General features: G+C 51.2%; 13 protein-coding genes. 4 read left to right on the forward strand and 9 right to left on the reverse strand.

Features of this window, described 5'->3' with window-relative positions; all coding sequences use genetic code 11:
• Window positions 1–185 precede the first annotated feature (185 nt).
• From adhE to hemL, 9 genes are all read right to left on the reverse strand, one after another.
• On the reverse strand, window positions 186–2822 hold the full coding sequence (gene adhE, locus ACJHVI_RS08995; RefSeq protein ID WP_483184405.1) for a bifunctional acetaldehyde-CoA/alcohol dehydrogenase: 2637 nt from the start codon (window positions 2820–2822) through the stop codon (window positions 186–188).
• Window positions 2823–3028: 206 nt separating this feature from the next.
• Window positions 3029–5080, reverse strand: a complete 2052-nt coding sequence (gene recG, locus ACJHVI_RS09000; RefSeq protein WP_483184406.1) for an ATP-dependent DNA helicase RecG — start codon at window positions 5078–5080, stop codon at window positions 3029–3031.
• Between the two features lie 2 nt (window positions 5081–5082).
• Entirely contained in the window at window positions 5083–5469 is a 387-nt protein-coding gene (locus ACJHVI_RS09005; RefSeq protein WP_483184407.1) for a RidA family protein, read from the reverse strand.
• A gap of 14 nt (window positions 5470–5483) precedes the next feature.
• Window positions 5484–7646, reverse strand: a complete 2163-nt coding sequence (locus ACJHVI_RS09010) for a RelA/SpoT family protein (RefSeq protein WP_483184408.1) — start codon at window positions 7644–7646, stop codon at window positions 5484–5486.
• Window positions 7647–7658: 12 nt separating this feature from the next.
• A complete protein-coding gene (gene rpoZ / locus ACJHVI_RS09015; RefSeq protein ID WP_115217535.1) occupies window positions 7659–7877 on the reverse strand; it encodes a DNA-directed RNA polymerase subunit omega in 219 nt (72 codons plus the stop codon).
• Between the two features lie 65 nt (window positions 7878–7942).
• Entirely contained in the window at window positions 7943–8359 is a 417-nt protein-coding gene (locus ACJHVI_RS09020) for a hypothetical protein (RefSeq protein ID WP_483184409.1), read from the reverse strand.
• Window positions 8349–9239 (reverse strand): methylenetetrahydrofolate reductase, encoded by an 891-nt coding sequence (locus ACJHVI_RS09025; RefSeq protein WP_483184410.1) that lies wholly within the window; start codon window positions 9237–9239, stop codon window positions 8349–8351. Before ACJHVI_RS09025 ends, ACJHVI_RS09020 begins: the two co-directional genes overlap by 11 nt.
• Window positions 9240–9256: 17 nt before the next feature.
• Window positions 9257–9895 (reverse strand): pyridoxamine 5'-phosphate oxidase, encoded by a 639-nt coding sequence (pdxH, locus tag ACJHVI_RS09030; RefSeq protein ID WP_483184411.1) that lies wholly within the window; start codon window positions 9893–9895, stop codon window positions 9257–9259.
• Between the two features lie 9 nt (window positions 9896–9904).
• On the reverse strand, window positions 9905–11191 hold the full coding sequence (gene hemL / locus ACJHVI_RS09035) for a glutamate-1-semialdehyde 2,1-aminomutase (protein ID WP_483184412.1): 1287 nt from the start codon (window positions 11189–11191) through the stop codon (window positions 9905–9907).
• Window positions 11192–11429: 238 nt separating this feature from the next.
• Between hemL and rpsT the strand changes: the two genes are divergently transcribed.
• The 4 genes from rpsT (at window position 11430) to ACJHVI_RS09055 (ending at window position 14767) form a co-directional block, all read left to right on the forward strand.
• Window positions 11430–11696: a 30S ribosomal protein S20 gene (gene rpsT, locus ACJHVI_RS09040; protein ID WP_115217540.1), complete on the forward strand. Its 267-nt coding sequence runs from the start codon at window positions 11430–11432 to the stop codon at window positions 11694–11696.
• A gap of 261 nt (window positions 11697–11957) precedes the next feature.
• Entirely contained in the window at window positions 11958–12488 is a 531-nt protein-coding gene (gene nrdG, locus ACJHVI_RS09045) for an anaerobic ribonucleoside-triphosphate reductase activating protein (protein ID WP_483184413.1), read from the forward strand.
• 121 nt (window positions 12489–12609) lie between these two features.
• Window positions 12610–14400: an anaerobic ribonucleoside-triphosphate reductase gene (gene nrdD, locus ACJHVI_RS09050; RefSeq protein WP_483184414.1), complete on the forward strand. Its 1791-nt coding sequence runs from the start codon at window positions 12610–12612 to the stop codon at window positions 14398–14400.
• Window positions 14401–14623: 223 nt separating this feature from the next.
• Window positions 14624–14767: a hypothetical protein gene (locus tag ACJHVI_RS09055; RefSeq protein ID WP_483184415.1), complete on the forward strand. Its 144-nt coding sequence runs from the start codon at window positions 14624–14626 to the stop codon at window positions 14765–14767.
• Window positions 14768–15049: the final 282 nt, after the last annotated feature.

The following is a 15049-nucleotide window of genomic DNA, read 5'->3' on the forward strand; positions in this document are numbered from 1 at the left end:
GATTTTGTCTGCCATCTTTTTTGACCTGTTTTGAGCCACAGAAAAAGCATTTTTTGTGTTCAAAGCTTTTGACCTCGCTAAAAGCCTTACAGAATAAGGCTTTTCAAACTTTTTAGCACCTAAAATGTCCCTTTGCCCGAAAAATATAAAAAGGCACCTTATAAGGTGCCTTTCGTATTTCTATTCTAGCCGACAAAGAAATCTTCGTCTCCGTAGTAGGCTTTTCTCAAGATGGCTTCCATGTCTTTAACCATCGCAAGACGCGGATTGGCCGGCGAACACTGGTCTTCATAAGCAAGCAGCGCCAATTCAGGTATAGCTTTGAGGAATTCCTGCTCATCAATGCCTTGCTCGCGCAGTGAAGGCTGAATACCGATTTTGACCGCCAATTCGCGGCAAGCACGGGCATAAGATTGCACCGCTTCCGCCGGCGTTGCGGCAGGCAAACCCAAAACGCGCGCGATATCTTGATATTTTTCATCGGCTTTGTAGCGTTCGTATTTCGGCCAACTGGAAGTTTTAGTCGGACGCTGTCCGTTATAGGTAATGACATAAGGCATTAAAATGGCATTGGTGCGCCCATGCACGGTATGGAAGCGTCCGCCGATTTTATGCGCCATTGAGTGCGTGATGCCTAAGAAAGCATTGGCAAATGCCATGCCGGCAATGGTAGAAGCATTGTGCATTTTTTCTTTGGCTTCAAAATCTTCCGGCCCGTTTTTCACCGAACGTTCCAGATATTGGAAGACCAATTTAATCGCCTGCAACGCCAAGCCGTCTGTAAAATCGTTTGCCAAAACAGAAACATAGGCTTCAGTCGCATGCACCAGCACATCATAGCCCGAATCAGCGATGACCTTCGGCGGCACGGTCAGCGTCAATGCCGGATCGACAATGGCGACGGTCGGCGTCAGCGCATAATCCGCCAAAGGATATTTTTTATCGCCGTCGCTAATCACGGCAAAAGGCGTCACTTCCGAGCCGGTTCCCGAAGTGGTGGGAATGCCGATATATTTGCATTTATGCCCCAATTGCGGGAATTTGAAAGCGCGTTTGCGGATATCCATGAATTTTTGCACCAAATCACGGAAATCCACTTCCGGCTGCTCGTAGAATAACCACATGATTTTCGCCGCATCCATGACCGAACCGCCACCGACCGCGATAATCGTATCGGGCTCGAAACTCTTAATGAGGTCTGCGCCTTTTTGCACGGTCGCCAAACTCGGATCAGACTCGACATCAGCAAAAAGTTGATAAGTCACTTTATTGCGCCGTTGGGCTAATTGGTCGGTAATTTTGGTTACGATACCGAGATTAACCATGGTTCTGTCGCTGACAATTACCACGCGCTCGCAATCTTTCATCGATTTGATGTATTGAATCGAATCGCGTTCAAAATAAATTTTTGGCGGGACTTTAAACCATTGCATATTGTTTCTCCGACGGGCAACACGTTTGATATTCAATAAATTCACAGCACTGACATTATTGCTTACCGAGTTTCTGCCATAAGAGCCGCAACCCAAGGTTAATGAAGGCAATAAGGCATTATAAATATCGCCGATACCGCCGAAAGTCGAAGGCGAATTCCATAATACGCGCACCGCTTTCACCGCCTGACCGAAATCTTTCGCCAATTGCGCGTCTTTAGTATGAATCGCAGCGGAATGCCCCAAGCCGTAAAATTCCACCGACTGCGCCGCTAATTTGATGCCCTGTTCGCGGTTATTAGCACGCACCAAAGCCAGCACCGGCGCCAATTTCTCGCGCGTTAAGGGTTCGGCTTCGCCGATATCGGCGCATTCCGCCAGTAAAATCACCGTCCGCTCAGGCACGCTAAAGCCCGCCTGCTCGGCAATCCAGCGCGCCGGTTTGCCTACTACATTGGCATTTAATTTCGCGCCCGCGCAATTCTCGCTGTTGGCATTCACACCGAAAATAAATTTTTCCAACAAGGCTTTTTCTTGTTTACTGACCTTATACGCGCCATAGCTTTCCAATTCTTGCAGGAAATCTTTGTAAATTTCCTTATCGATAATCGCGCTTTGCTCACTGGCGCAGACCATGCCGTTGTCAAAAGCTTTGGACATCACGATATCATGCGCCGCTTGGCGGATATCCGCCGATTTTTCCACATAAGCCGGTACATTTCCCGCCCCCACGCCTAAAGCCGGTTTGCCGCAAGAATAAGCCGCCTTAACCATCGCATTGCCGCCGGTGGCTAAAATCGTCGCCACGCCCTCATGATTCATCAAAGCATTCGTGCCTTCCATAGACGGCTTGCTAATCCACTGCACGCAATGCTCGGGCGCACCCGCCTTTACTGCCGCCTCATACACAATCCGCGCCGCATGCGCCGAGCTTTCCTGCGCCGAAGGATGGAAGGCAAAAACAATCGGATTGCGCGTTTTCAATGCAATCAATGCCTTGAAAATTACCGTTGAAGTCGGATTCGTAGTCGGCGTAATCCCGCAGACCACGCCCACAGGATCGGCGATTTCCACAATCCCCGTAACCTCGTTTTCGCTAATAACACCCGCAGTTTTCAAATGCCGCATGTTATTGACCACATGCTCGCAGGCAAACAAATTCTTCGTCGCCTTATCCTCAAACACGCCGCGTCCGGTTTCCTCATGCGCATGCATCGCCAACACACCGTGCTGATCCAAAGCCGCCACCGAAGCCTTCGCCACAATATAATCCACCTGTTCCTGCGTAAAAACGCTGAACTTTTCCAAAGCCCGCAAGGCGTTTTCCACCAATTGATTGACCTCTGCGATTGCCGGATTATCCGCTATGCTTTTTTCTTTCTCACCCATCGTTTTTTCCTTCGTTTATTGTAAGAAGAGCTGTATATTATCAAAATAATAATAAAAAACTAGCTTTATCAGCATTTATCATGAGATTTTTTTCAAAAACATTTTTTCAAAAACATTTTTTCAAAACAAATACTGTTGATTTAGATAGGTTTTAAAAGGCTTAACGTCTGTGTCTGAGCATTGCCCCCATATCCGCAGCAGTGCGTCTAGACCTTCAAATACTCTGTATTTTTCCCAATCCAGCGTGCCAGAAGGATTGCGGCATAATCGCTGCCTTCGAATGCACTAGCGATGTGCTCCGCTTCAGCAAGCAAGGCTTGGTCGCGTTCAATATCGGCGATTTTCAAACCCAATGCGCCGGTCTGCCGCGTGCCGAGCAATTCTCCCGCGCCGCGAATGCACAAATCCTCTTCGGCGATACGAAAGCCGTCCGTACTGTCGCGCATTATATTCAGGCGGCGTTTGGCGGTCTCGCCCAAAGGTGCTTGATACATCAAGATGCAGTCCGATTGCACGCTGCCGCGCCCTACCCGTCCGCGCAATTGGTGCAATTGCGAGAGTCCGAAACGTTCGGCGTTTTCAATAACCATCAGCGAAGCATTCGGCACATCCACGCCTACTTCTATCACGGTAGTGGCGACTAATAAATCAATCTCCGACGCCGCAAAGCGCCGCATAGTCTCGCTGCGTTCTTTGCTCTCTATCCGCCCGTGCACCAATGCCACGCGCACATCGGGCAGGAGGGCTTGGATATGGGCGCTCACCGCCTCAGCGTTTTCGCATTCCAAGACTTCCGATTCTTCAATCAGCGGACAGACCCAATAGGCTTGCGCGCCTTGGCGACAAGCGGCGCCCACTCTGGCAATCAGCTCGTCGCGGCGCGCATTGCTCATTACGGAGGTGCGAATCGGCTGCCGTCCTGCCGGTAATACATCGATAATCGAGGTATCCAATTCGCCGTAAGCGCTCATGGCGAGGGTGCGCGGAATCGGCGTGGCGGTCAGCACCAATTGATGCACCGCCCGCCCCGCGGCGGCTTTTTCCTGCAATTGCAGACGTTGATGCACGCCAAAGCGGTGCTGCTCATCCACCGCCACCAAAGCCAAATCCTGATATTGCACCTGTTCTTGGAAGACGGCATGGGTGCCGATAATCAGATGCGCTTCGCCTGCCGCAATCTCCGCCAATATTTGCCGCTTTTCTTTGGCGCGTAATTTGCTGACCAGCAAAACGCTGCACAGCGGCAAATCCGCCAGCAAACGCTGCATATTTTGCGCATGTTGTTCGGCTAAAAGCTCCGTCGGCGCCATAAAGACGGCCTGTTTACCGGCTGCCACCGCCTGCAAGCAAGCCAGTAGGGCAATCACCGTTTTGCCCGAACCGACATCGCCCTGCACCAGACGCAGCATCGGCACAGGGCGCGCCATATCGGCGGCAATTTCCTGATATACACGCGCTTGCGCCTCTGTGAGCTGAAAAGGCAGGCTTTGCAAAAAACGCTGCACTAAAGGACTGTCCGCCGGCAGGGCGGGCGCAGGCAGGCGGCGCAATTGCGCACGGGCATTGTGTAAAGACAATTGATGCGCGGCTAATTCTTCGATAATCAAGCGTTTTTTTGCAGGATGCTGATGGTCATCGGGACGGGGCAAGACCTCCGCCAATGAGGGCTGATGCAGGGCATGTAAAGCGCGGGCAAAATCCCAGTAACCCGCCGCGCTTAAAGGGTTCTGCGGTTCAGGCGGCAATTGCGCTAAGAGCTGATGTACCGCTTGCCGCCAACGCATTTGGCTTAAGCCTTTCACGCTGGGATAGACCGCCTGCAAACTGTCGGGCAATTGCACCACATCGCCCTCGTCCAACCATGTGATTTCAGGATGCGCCATATCATAGCCGTAGGGGCTGTAGGCGACTTTGCCGTAAAACAAGCCGCGGCGGTTTTCGCGAAACGGTTTGATTTGACTAGGGTAAAAACGAAAATACACCAAGCGGAAGACATCGCCGCTATCGTCTTTAATCTCCACACGCAGCAAGCGGCGGCGACCTTCCTGAATTTGGCAGCGCTGCACATAACCATGCACCAGTGCCGTTTGCCCGTCGCGCAAAGCGGCGACCGGCGTGAGATGCGAGCGGTCTTCATAGCGCAGCGGCAAGGTCAGCAAGACATCGCGCACGCGGTGCAGACCCGCACGTAAAAAAGTCTGAGTGAGGGCATCACTCAGACCTAAGGCGGATTGCAGACTGTCGTCAAAATCCAGCATTATTAAGCAAGCGCAAGCACCGCTTCCGCTTCCACCTGTGCGCCTTTGGGCAAAGCGCTGATACCCAGCGCCGCACGCGCGGGATAAGGGGCGACAAAGCGCGCATTCATCACTTCGTTAAATTCGGCAAAGCGGCTTAAATCCGTCAGATACACATTCAATTTCACGATATTGCTTAAATCGCCGCCCGCCGCTTGGCAAATCGCGGCAAGATTATCAATCACTTGCTCAGCTTGGGCTTTGAAATCTCCGCCGACCAATTCGCCGCTATTCGGGTCGAGCGGAATTTGTCCCGATACAAAAACCAAATCGCCCACGCGCACCGCTTGGGAGTAAGGACCAATCGCTTTCGGCGCTTTATCGCTTTGAATAATCTGCTTCTCAAACATACATTTCTCCTTGTTTAGACGCGCTCAATCTGGCTGATACCGTCAATCAAGCGCAATTGCTGCATAATCTTTTCCAACTGCTCCAAACCCTGTACTTCCAATTTCATAATAAAGCGCCGCTGATCATTGCAATGCCCCAAGCGTTCCAATTGCAAATCCGTGATATTGCTGCCGCAATCGCCGATGATTTGCGCCACTTGCGAGAGCATTTTTGGACGGTCCTGCACCACAAAGGTCAATTTGCTGTTGAAAATGCCGTGCACATCTTCCGCCCATTCGGCGCGTAACCAACCCTGTCCGTCGCTGACTTTCGCCAAAACGCAATCGCGGCGGTGAATTTGAATGCCTTTGCCACGTTCAATATGTCCGATAATCGCATCCTGATTCAGGGGATGACAGCATTCGCCCAAATAGACGCCGCTGTCTAAGGCGCTATGCACATACAAGACCTGCTCCTGCCCCAGCTCGCTTTTCGCCTTGCCCAATAAGGCGGCGGCAATCAGACCCGACTGCTTGCGCCCATAGGCAATATCATCTAATAACTCATTGATTTCAATCGACTGCATCTTGGCATAGGCGGCTAATTCTTTTTCCACCACCGCATAGTCGCTGCCGAATTCGTGCAAAGCCGCATCCAGCAAATGCATGCCCAAAGTCCGCGCTTCTTTTTTCTCCAGACTGCGCAAATGATGATTCACGCCCGCCCGCGCTTTGGCGGTGACCACGAATTGCAGCCAGCCGGCATGCGGATGTGCCTGCGAATCGGTAATAATTTCGACGGTTTGCGCGCTTTGCAGAGGACGGAAAATCGCATACGGCAGTCCGTTGACTTTCGCACCCACGCAATGATTGCCGATTTCCGAATGAATAGCATAGGCAAAATCCACAGGCGTGGCGCCATGCGGCAAATCAATGATTTGCCCTGTCGGCGTATAAACATGAATATCGCCGGAACTCAGCTCTTTTTTGACCGCATCGTAAAATTCCAAAGGGTCGTCCGTGATGTTTTGCACTTCGCGCAGCCGCGACAGCCAGTCGCGCATGTATTTTTCCGCAACCACATTATGATGTTCATTGCGCAAAGAGAGATTTTTCAAATGCTGATGCCAGACGGCGATAATCCCCGTTTCCGCCAAACTGTGCATATCGCGGGTACGGATTTGCACATTGAGCACGGCGCCGCCGGTTTTCATCAAAACGCTGCTGTGCAAAGAGCGGTAGCCGTTGCTTTTCGGCGCGGCGATATAATCTTCGAATTTGCCCGAAATCGGGCGGCAGGATTTGTGCAGCACGCCCAAAATGCGATAACAATCGTCTTCGCTTTGCGTGATGATGCGCACGGGAATGGTGCGGCAGGCCTCGTCAAAACTCTGCTTGCGCTTCATACGCAAATACACGCCCCATAAATGGCGCTGCCGCTTGGTAATGCTGGCTTGGATATTTAAACGCATCAATTGCGGCTGTATTTCCTGCCGCAGGCGGTTAATCACGGTTTTATTGGCAAAGCGCTGCTGATAATGCTTTTGCAAGACGGCGTAACGCCAAGGATGCAAATGAGAAAATGCCAAATCTTCCAATTGCATACGAAAATAGAACAAGCCTAAGCGTCCCGCAATCGAAGCATAGACATCCAAGGTTTCGCGGGCTTTGCGAATGCGCTTGTCGGGACGCAGCGCGCCGAGGGTCTGCATATTATGCAGGCGGTCGGCGAGTTTGATGATAATCACGCGCGGATCATCGGTCATCGCCACCAGCATTTTCTTAAAGCTGTCTGCCTGCGCTTCTTGCGGCGCTTGGTCTTTGAGGCGGTCTAATTTGGACACGCCGTCGACAATCGCGGTTACTTCCGCGCCGAAAACCTGCGCCATTTCCGCTTTGCCAATCGGCGTATCTTCTAATACATCGTGCAGCAAGCCCGCCTGCAAGACAGGCAAATCAAAGCGCTGCGCGGCTAAGATTTTGCTGACGGCAATCGGATGAACAAAATAAGGCTCGCCGGACTGGCGCATTTGTCCTTCATGGGCTTGCGCGCCATAGACGGCGGCGCGCAAGACTTCGGCAATCGTTTCATCATCAAGATAATGGCTTAATTCCTGCCGCAAAACCTCCCAAGCGGCGATTAATTCGTTTGCGCCGGTAAGTCCTGCAAAGGGTTGATAAGTCAGCGCGATTGCCATGATGCGTCCCGATTAGAACATGCCTTTTTGATTTTTTTGCAGCAGCTGGGCGATGCTGCTTTGTCCTTCTTCGATTTCGCGCAAAGCAATCACGGTGGGTTTGTCATTGAGCGGTGCCACGAGCGGGCTGGCGCCGAAAGCGATTTCGCGCGCACGACCGCTGGCGGCCAAAATCAAACGAAAGCGGTTGTTTTCTTCTACTAAACAATCTTCTACGGTAACTCTTGCCATGAATAGCTGTCCTTAAATATTGAGGAAATTCGGACGTCTATGATAGCGAGAAATGCCCGCGAAAGCTACCGCGACTGCGTTTTCCGCCCCGCATCCTCATCGCCGCCGAAGAGATTTTTCCGCACGCTGCGTTTATCGTCGGGCGCGGCTTGGTTCATGGCGATGCAGGCGCTGCGCAGGACTTTATCGCCCTCTTTCAGCTCAAAACGCCCGTCGGCGCCGCTTTGCCACGTCCAGTCGTCTAAACGGAAGGCGCCATCGGTTTCGCGGTTCAGCACCTTTTTGCCGTCAAGAATTTTGATTGTCGCGCTATAAATGCCCGCCATATGGGCATATTCGACGTCCATGCCTTCAGCATTGGCGCAATTGTAATGATAAATACGGGCTTCTCCGCTCTGCAAACGCGGCAAATCCAAACCTGCGCCTGTGCCGCAGGCGCTTAATACGAAAGCCGTCGCCAGCCATCCGAGTTTATTGTTCAATGTGTACTCCCTGTTGATTATCCGAATAAAATTTTCCGGCTTGAATGGCCGCAATCCAAGCAGTGGTGCGCGAAAAATCGCCTAAAGGGAAGAAATGCAGGCGCACGTCTTCGTCAATACTGCCGTCCTGCACCGCCTGAGCCAAATCCGCCACCAAACGCCCCGGTGCCGCTACGCCGCCCAGCAGACGGCGGAATACACCCGCGTTTTTAATCAGGAAATTAATCGAAGGCCCGACGCCGCATAATTGCGCATGGCGAATCAAGGCGGCGGTATTTGCCAAACCCGCCACACCCAAACGCAGGGGAAAATGAATATCCGCCGCCAATAAGGATTGCCGCCAAGCAATCACCGGCTCGGCTTGGAAACAGAATTGCGTGGCCAAATAATATTCGCGCGGATATTCGCGGGCATACTGCCATTTGATTTGCAAGGCGCGGCGCAATTCTTCCGCCTGCACATCGGGATGCCCCTCGGGATGTCCGGCAAAGCCGATGCTGCTCCAGTCGAATTGTTCCAAAATGCCGCTGTCTAAAATCTCCAGCGCATTTTTAAACGGCGAACGGGTGTGGATGCTGCCGCCTGCCAAGAGTAGCAAATCGCGAATGCCGCCGGCTTGCAGGGTTTCCAAGCCCTCCTGCAATTCTGCCTGCGATTGCAGATTGCGCGCCGCCACATGCACGACGGGTATGAATCCCTGCGCCGCAATCTCTTGCGCCGCCTGCACCGTATCGGCAAATGCCGCACCGGGCAGGAAAGTGATGAATACGCGCGTTTGGGCAGGCAGATATTGTGCCAAGGGCGCTAATTTACTCAGCCCGCGCGGCGTGGTTTCTATCGAAAAATCCTGAACTAATTGCAAAACAGCGGTTTTATTCATCTGTATTCTCCCTAGTTTTAGGGTGCTAGGCGCACAATCTCCCAATCATTATCGCGGCGGCGATATTCAAAACGGTCATGCAGGCGGCTCGGCTGCCCCTGCCAGAATTCGATTTTTTCCGCGCAAATGCGGTAGCCGCCCCAAAAATCGGGCAAAGGAATTTGCCCTTCTTTAAATTTTTCGCGCATTTTCTGCCATTGCAACATCAGAAAATCGCGCGAATCGATGATTTTGCTCTGCGGCGACGTCCATGCCCCCAATTGGCTGCCGGTAGGACGGCTTAAAAAATATTTCAAAGACTGTTCGCGGCTGATTTTTTCCGCCCGCCCCTGAATTTTGACCTGCCGCTGCAAGGCATACCAAGGAAAGGACATCGACACCTGCGGATTATGCGCAATATCCTGCGCTTTCGCACTCTGATAATTGGTATAAAAAACAAAACCCTGCTCATCAAAGAACTTCAGCAGAACCGTGCGCTGCGAAGGCATGCCCTGCGCATCGACGGTCGCCAGAACAAAGGCATTCGGCTCCTCTATTTTTGCCGCCATCGCCTCGCCCAGCCATTGCTGAAACTGCTCAAAAGGATTATCCGCCAAATCCTCGCGCAGCAGCGGCGCATGGTCGGTAAAATCCTTGCGAAGATTGCCAATATCCATCGTCCGCTCCTACAAGACCTCGAAGACGCGCCCAAAGGCGGCAATCGTGGCATCAATCACTTCCTCCGTATGCGCCGCGCTGACGAACAAAGCCTCATAAGCCGAAGGCGCAAGATAAACGCCCTCTTCCAGCATCAAATGGAAAAAGCGTGCGAATTTCGCCGTATCGACCGTTTGTACATCGGCAAAATTCGCCACCTGCGGCGCTTGCGTAAAAAACAATCCCAGCATGCCGCAAGTATGATTGACCACCACATCCACCGCATGCGCTTGTGCGGCAGCGCGAATCCCTTCTGCCAGACGCGCCGTCAAAGCCGCCAAACGCGGATAAAAGCCTTCCGCCTCAGTTAAACGTAAATTGGCAATCCCTGCCGCCATCGCCACCGGATTACCCGACAAAGTCCCTGCCTGATACACACCGCCCAAAGGCGCTAAATGCTGCATAATCTCGGCGCGCGCGGCAAAAGCGCCTACCGGCATACCGCCGCCGATGACCTTGCCGAAAGTCAGGATATCCGCCTGAATGCCGAACAATTCCTGCGCACCGCCGTAAGCTACGCGAAAACCGGTCATGACCTCGTCCCAAATCAATAAGACGCCGTATTCGTCGCATAAAGCGCGCAAACGCTGATGAAATTCAGGCGTCGGCGGCACGCAATTCATATTGCCGGCAATCGGCTCGACAATCACCGCCGCCAATTCCCTGCCCTGCGCTTGGAATACCTGCTCCAACGCCACCACATCGTTATAAACAGCGGTTAAGGTCTGCGCCGCAAACGCCGCCGGTACGCCGGGAGAATTCGGCACGCCGAAAGTCAGCGCGCCCGAACCCGCCGCTACCAGCAAACCGTCCGAATGCCCGTGATAACAACCGGCAAATTTCAAAATCTTATCGCGTCCGGTAAAAGCGCGCGCCAAACGCAAAGCGCTCATGGTCGCCTCGGTGCCGGAATTGCACATCCGCACCATATCGATACCCGATACGCGCGCCACCACCATCTCCGCCAATTGCGATTCCGCCTCTGTGGGCGCGCCAAAACTCATGCCCAAAGCTGCCGCTTCCTGCACCGCTTTGACTACCTCGGGATGCGCATGCCCGTTAATCATCGGGCCGTAGGAGCCGACATAATCGATATAGCGCGTCTCATCAATATCTTGAATAAAAGCCCCTTCGGCGCGGCGGATAAACAAGGGATCGCCGCCCACGCTGGCAAAAGCCCGCACCGGCGAATTCACCCCGCCGGGAATCACTTTTTTAGCACGTTCAAAAGCCTGATGCAAAGCTGGGTATGACATATAATCCTCTCATTAACGGTAAACTTTTGGCATTATCTGTGGATGCGCCGGCAATTACAAGCCGATACCGGCAAAATAAACAGATAGAAATCAGGCGGAGCAGGCGCCGCCTTCCTCTAAACGCCGCAAAATGCCGCTATTTGAGATAGTCGGGCAATAACATTGACTTTTCTGCCTGATTCAGGCATTATCTGCCGCCTTAAATTTCAAGCAAAAGCTAATTTTATTAGGAGCATTCATGGCAAATTCAGCACAAGCCAAAAAACGAGTCCGCCAAGCGGAAAAAGCCCGCGCACGCAACGCAAGCCAACGTTCTGCAATGCGTACTTCTGTGAAAAAAGTTCTCAAAGCAATTGAAGCCAAAGATTTGGACGCTGCACGCAGCAACTACCAATACGCCGTCAGCCTGCTTGACCGCGCCGCGAGCAAAGGACTCATTCATAAAAACAAAGCCGCGCGCCTTAAAAGCCGCGTGAATGCCAAAATCAAAGCGATTGCCGCTTAAGATTTTCGCCTACTCTGCTTGTGAACCCGCTTTTTAGCGGGTTTTTTATTGCCTCAAATATTGCAAATGCAATCAAAAAACATGATTATCAAATAGATAGCTAGTCATTCAAGAATCCGACATAAAAAAATCTGCCAAAGACAAAAACCGCAAAAATCTCTTCGAAAAAATCTTTCTTTTATCTGCCGCTTAATTAATATCTATTGCCAAGTTAATAAAATCTCCTTGCCAATCGACACATTTAGGCACAGTATATTGTGCATGACAAAACAAAGCACACTATATATTGTGAAAAACTCCTTATTTTTCTGTTCCGAAAACATTGTCTGGCAGGAAGTGCCGCAGGAAACCTCTTTGGCTTTTTTGATTGCCGGCTGTCCGCTGCGTTGCCGCGGCTGCCATAGCGCGGATTCTTGGCATCCGCAGCAGGCACAGGCATTAAGCGCCGATTATTTGCGGCAGCGCCTGCACATCTATCGCGGACTCATTACTTGTCTGCTGTTTATGGGCGGCGAATGGCGGCCGCAATCCTTGCAGGAATTGCTGCGCATCGCGCGGGTGCAGGGTTTGAAAACCTGCCTTTACACAGGAGCGGAACTTGAGGATTTGCAGCAATTGACGCCGCCTTTGCTGCCCTATTTGGATTATGTGAAAACAGGACCTTGGAAAGCGGATTTGGGCGGACTGGACAGCCCTTGCAGCAATCAGCGTTTTATCGAAGTCAGCAGCGGCAAGGTATTGAACCATCTGTTTCTTGCCCGCAACGCTATAGTCAAAGAATTGAAAAAGTGACACAAAATATCAAGCTGCGAGCGTTATAGAGAGTACAGCAAAATGAATCAAAACTGTAACTCTTTTTGAAATCTTTGACTATAATACCAATACCTTATCGGTTTATTAAACAGGAGGAAAAGTGATTCGTTTGGATAATGCGCAAATCGCAGGCAAATTGGATTTTATGCGCCGCTACATCGCGGCAAACAATGCCGCCGACGGCTCGACGATGGACGCCAATGCCAATGTCACGCAGAAAAATATCGCCACGATGGAAGCCGAGCTGATGAAAGATTTCTTTGTGCAAATCAACCGCGCACAAGTATCGGGCAAAATCGCGCAATTATTCGGGCAGGACTGCGCCGATGAATATTTGCGCCAAATCGAAGCGCATGAAATTTATGTGCATGATGAAACCAGCCTCAAGCCTTATTGCGTGTCGGTAACGCTCTATCCTTTTTTATTGGACGGTTTACGCACATTGGGCGGCGAATCCGATGCACCCAAACATCTGGCTTCTTTTTGCGGCTCTTTTGTGAATTTGGTCTTTGCCATCAGCGCGCAATTTGCCGGCGCAGTGGCAACAGTGGAATTTCTCAGCTATTTTGATTATTTCGCCCGCAAAGATTACGGCGATGATTATTTACACAGCCACCGCGCGGAAATCGCCAATCACTTACAGCAAGTCGTCTATAGCATCAACCAACCGGCGGCGGCACGCGGCTATCAAAGCGTATTCTGGAACATCTCGGTATATGACCGCCATTATTTTGAAGCGATGTTCGGCAACTTCGTCTTTCCGGACTTGTCGCGCCCCGACTGGCAAAGCGTCTCCGCCTTACAGGAATTTTTCCTGAACTGGTTTAACCAAGAACGCCGCCGCGCCTTATTAACCTTCCCTGTCGTTACCGCCGCCATGCTTACCGCCGAAGGCAGCTGCAAAGACATGCCTTTTGCACAAATGCTGGCGCAGCAACTGGCAGAAGGCAACTCCTTTTTCATGTACCTATCGGATAATCCCGACTCATTGGCATCCTGCTGCCGCCTGCGCAATGCCGTTGAAGACCGCAGCTTTTCCTATACCTTGGGCGCGGGCGGTGTCGCAACAGGCTCCATCAACGTCATCAGCATCAATATGAACCGTCTTGAACAAGACGGACGCGATTTGGCGCAAGAAGTCGCCAAAATTCATCAATATCAATACGCCTACCGCAAACTGATGGAAGACTACCAAGCGGCAGGCATGCTGCCGGTCTATGACGCAGGCTTTATCACACTCGACAAACAATTCTTAACCATCGGCATCAACGGCATGGTCGAAGCGGCGGAATCCCAAGGCATTCACGCCGGCTATCATGCGCAATATGTAGAATTTGTACAAAGCCGCCTCAAAACCATCTTTGAAGCCAATCAAGCCGCTTCCAAACATTACGGCGTCAAATTCAACACCGAATTTGTGCCGGCGGAAAATCTCGGCGTAAAAAACGCCAAATGGGATAAAGCCGACGGCTACGCCGTCAAACGCGACTGCTACAACTCCTATTTTTACGCCGTGGAAGACGACAGCATCAATGCCCTAGACAAATTCCTCCTGCACGGCAAAGAATTGATTGACTGGCTGGACGGCGGATCCGCCCTGCATTTAAACCTTGATGAAGCCCTACCGGCAAGCGGCTATCTGTCTTTGCTCAATATCGCCGCCAAAACAGGCTGCAACTATTTCTGCGTCAACGTGCGCATTACCATCTGCAATGACTGCGAACACATCGACAAACGCACCCTATGCGCCTGCCCTGCCTGCGGCTCGGACAATATCGACTACGGCACGCGCGTCATCGGCTACCTGAAACGCGTTTCCGCCTTTTCCGGCGGACGGCGCAAAGAGCACGCTCTGCGCCATTACCACCGCGAAGCCGCACATGCGGAATAGATTGGCTTTATCACATGTAACCTTTAAAAATTTTCGGTAGATCGGATTCTTGAATCCGACAAATTGGTACTTCAAGCAATGTCGGATACAAGTATCCGACATTGTATCTTTCCCTTTATGTGGATAAAAACGTATTATCCACATCCCCCGGTTGAGTAGGAAATTGAATCCGACCTGAGTGCACAGACACTGAAACGTAGATAAACCTACTCAAAAGATAGCGATGGAAACCACAGGAAATATTAGCAATCTTATCAAACAACGCATTATCGGCATTGATGCCGCATCGCATAAATTTGATGTCTCTTGGTTGAAAGGCACCGACAAATTCACTTACCGCAGCAAAGTACTGCCCTTGCTAATTTAGAGGACGTTCAGAAATCTGTCTCAGTAACATACATTTATCAATCACCTACGATTGCTATCTAGCACTCATCCAAGTATAATTAATTTTTTACATAGGCTCTAGACTAGCAGAATCATTCTGTTAGACTAGAAAAATGAGATGCAACAGTAAATTAAGCACATATCAGCTCAAAAAAATTATTCGGCACTTTTGTGCCGATATTGAAGCCTCAAAAACCGCTTTGCTGACTGGTTTTAATCGCAATACCATCAATCATTGGTACAACATCTTTCGTCAGGAAAT

The sequence above is a fragment of the Suttonella sp. genome (genome assembly GCF_056855035.1).

Coding starts and splice junctions, on each gene's coding strand:
- adhE (WP_483184405.1), bottom strand. CDS start 2,822: ATGGGTGAGAAAGAAAAAAGCATAGCGGATAATCCGGCAATCGCAGAG.
- recG (WP_483184406.1), bottom strand. CDS start 5,080: ATGCTGGATTTTGACGACAGTCTGCAATCCGCCTTAGGTCTGAGTGAT.
- ACJHVI_RS09005 (WP_483184407.1), bottom strand. CDS start 5,469: ATGTTTGAGAAGCAGATTATTCAAAGCGATAAAGCGCCGAAAGCGATT.
- ACJHVI_RS09010 (WP_483184408.1), bottom strand. CDS start 7,646: ATGGCAATCGCGCTGACTTATCAACCCTTTGCAGGACTTACCGGCGCA.
- rpoZ (WP_115217535.1), bottom strand. CDS start 7,877: ATGGCAAGAGTTACCGTAGAAGATTGTTTAGTAGAAGAAAACAACCGC.
- ACJHVI_RS09025 (WP_483184410.1), bottom strand. CDS start 9,239: ATGAATAAAACCGCTGTTTTGCAATTAGTTCAGGATTTTTCGATAGAA.
- pdxH (WP_483184411.1), bottom strand. CDS start 9,895: ATGGATATTGGCAATCTTCGCAAGGATTTTACCGACCATGCGCCGCTG.
- hemL (WP_483184412.1), bottom strand. CDS start 11,191: ATGTCATACCCAGCTTTGCATCAGGCTTTTGAACGTGCTAAAAAAGTG.
- rpsT (WP_115217540.1), top strand. CDS start 11,430: ATGGCAAATTCAGCACAAGCCAAAAAACGAGTCCGCCAAGCGGAAAAA.
- nrdG (WP_483184413.1), top strand. CDS start 11,958: ATGACAAAACAAAGCACACTATATATTGTGAAAAACTCCTTATTTTTC.
- ACJHVI_RS09055 (WP_483184415.1), top strand. CDS start 14,624: ATGGAAACCACAGGAAATATTAGCAATCTTATCAAACAACGCATTATC.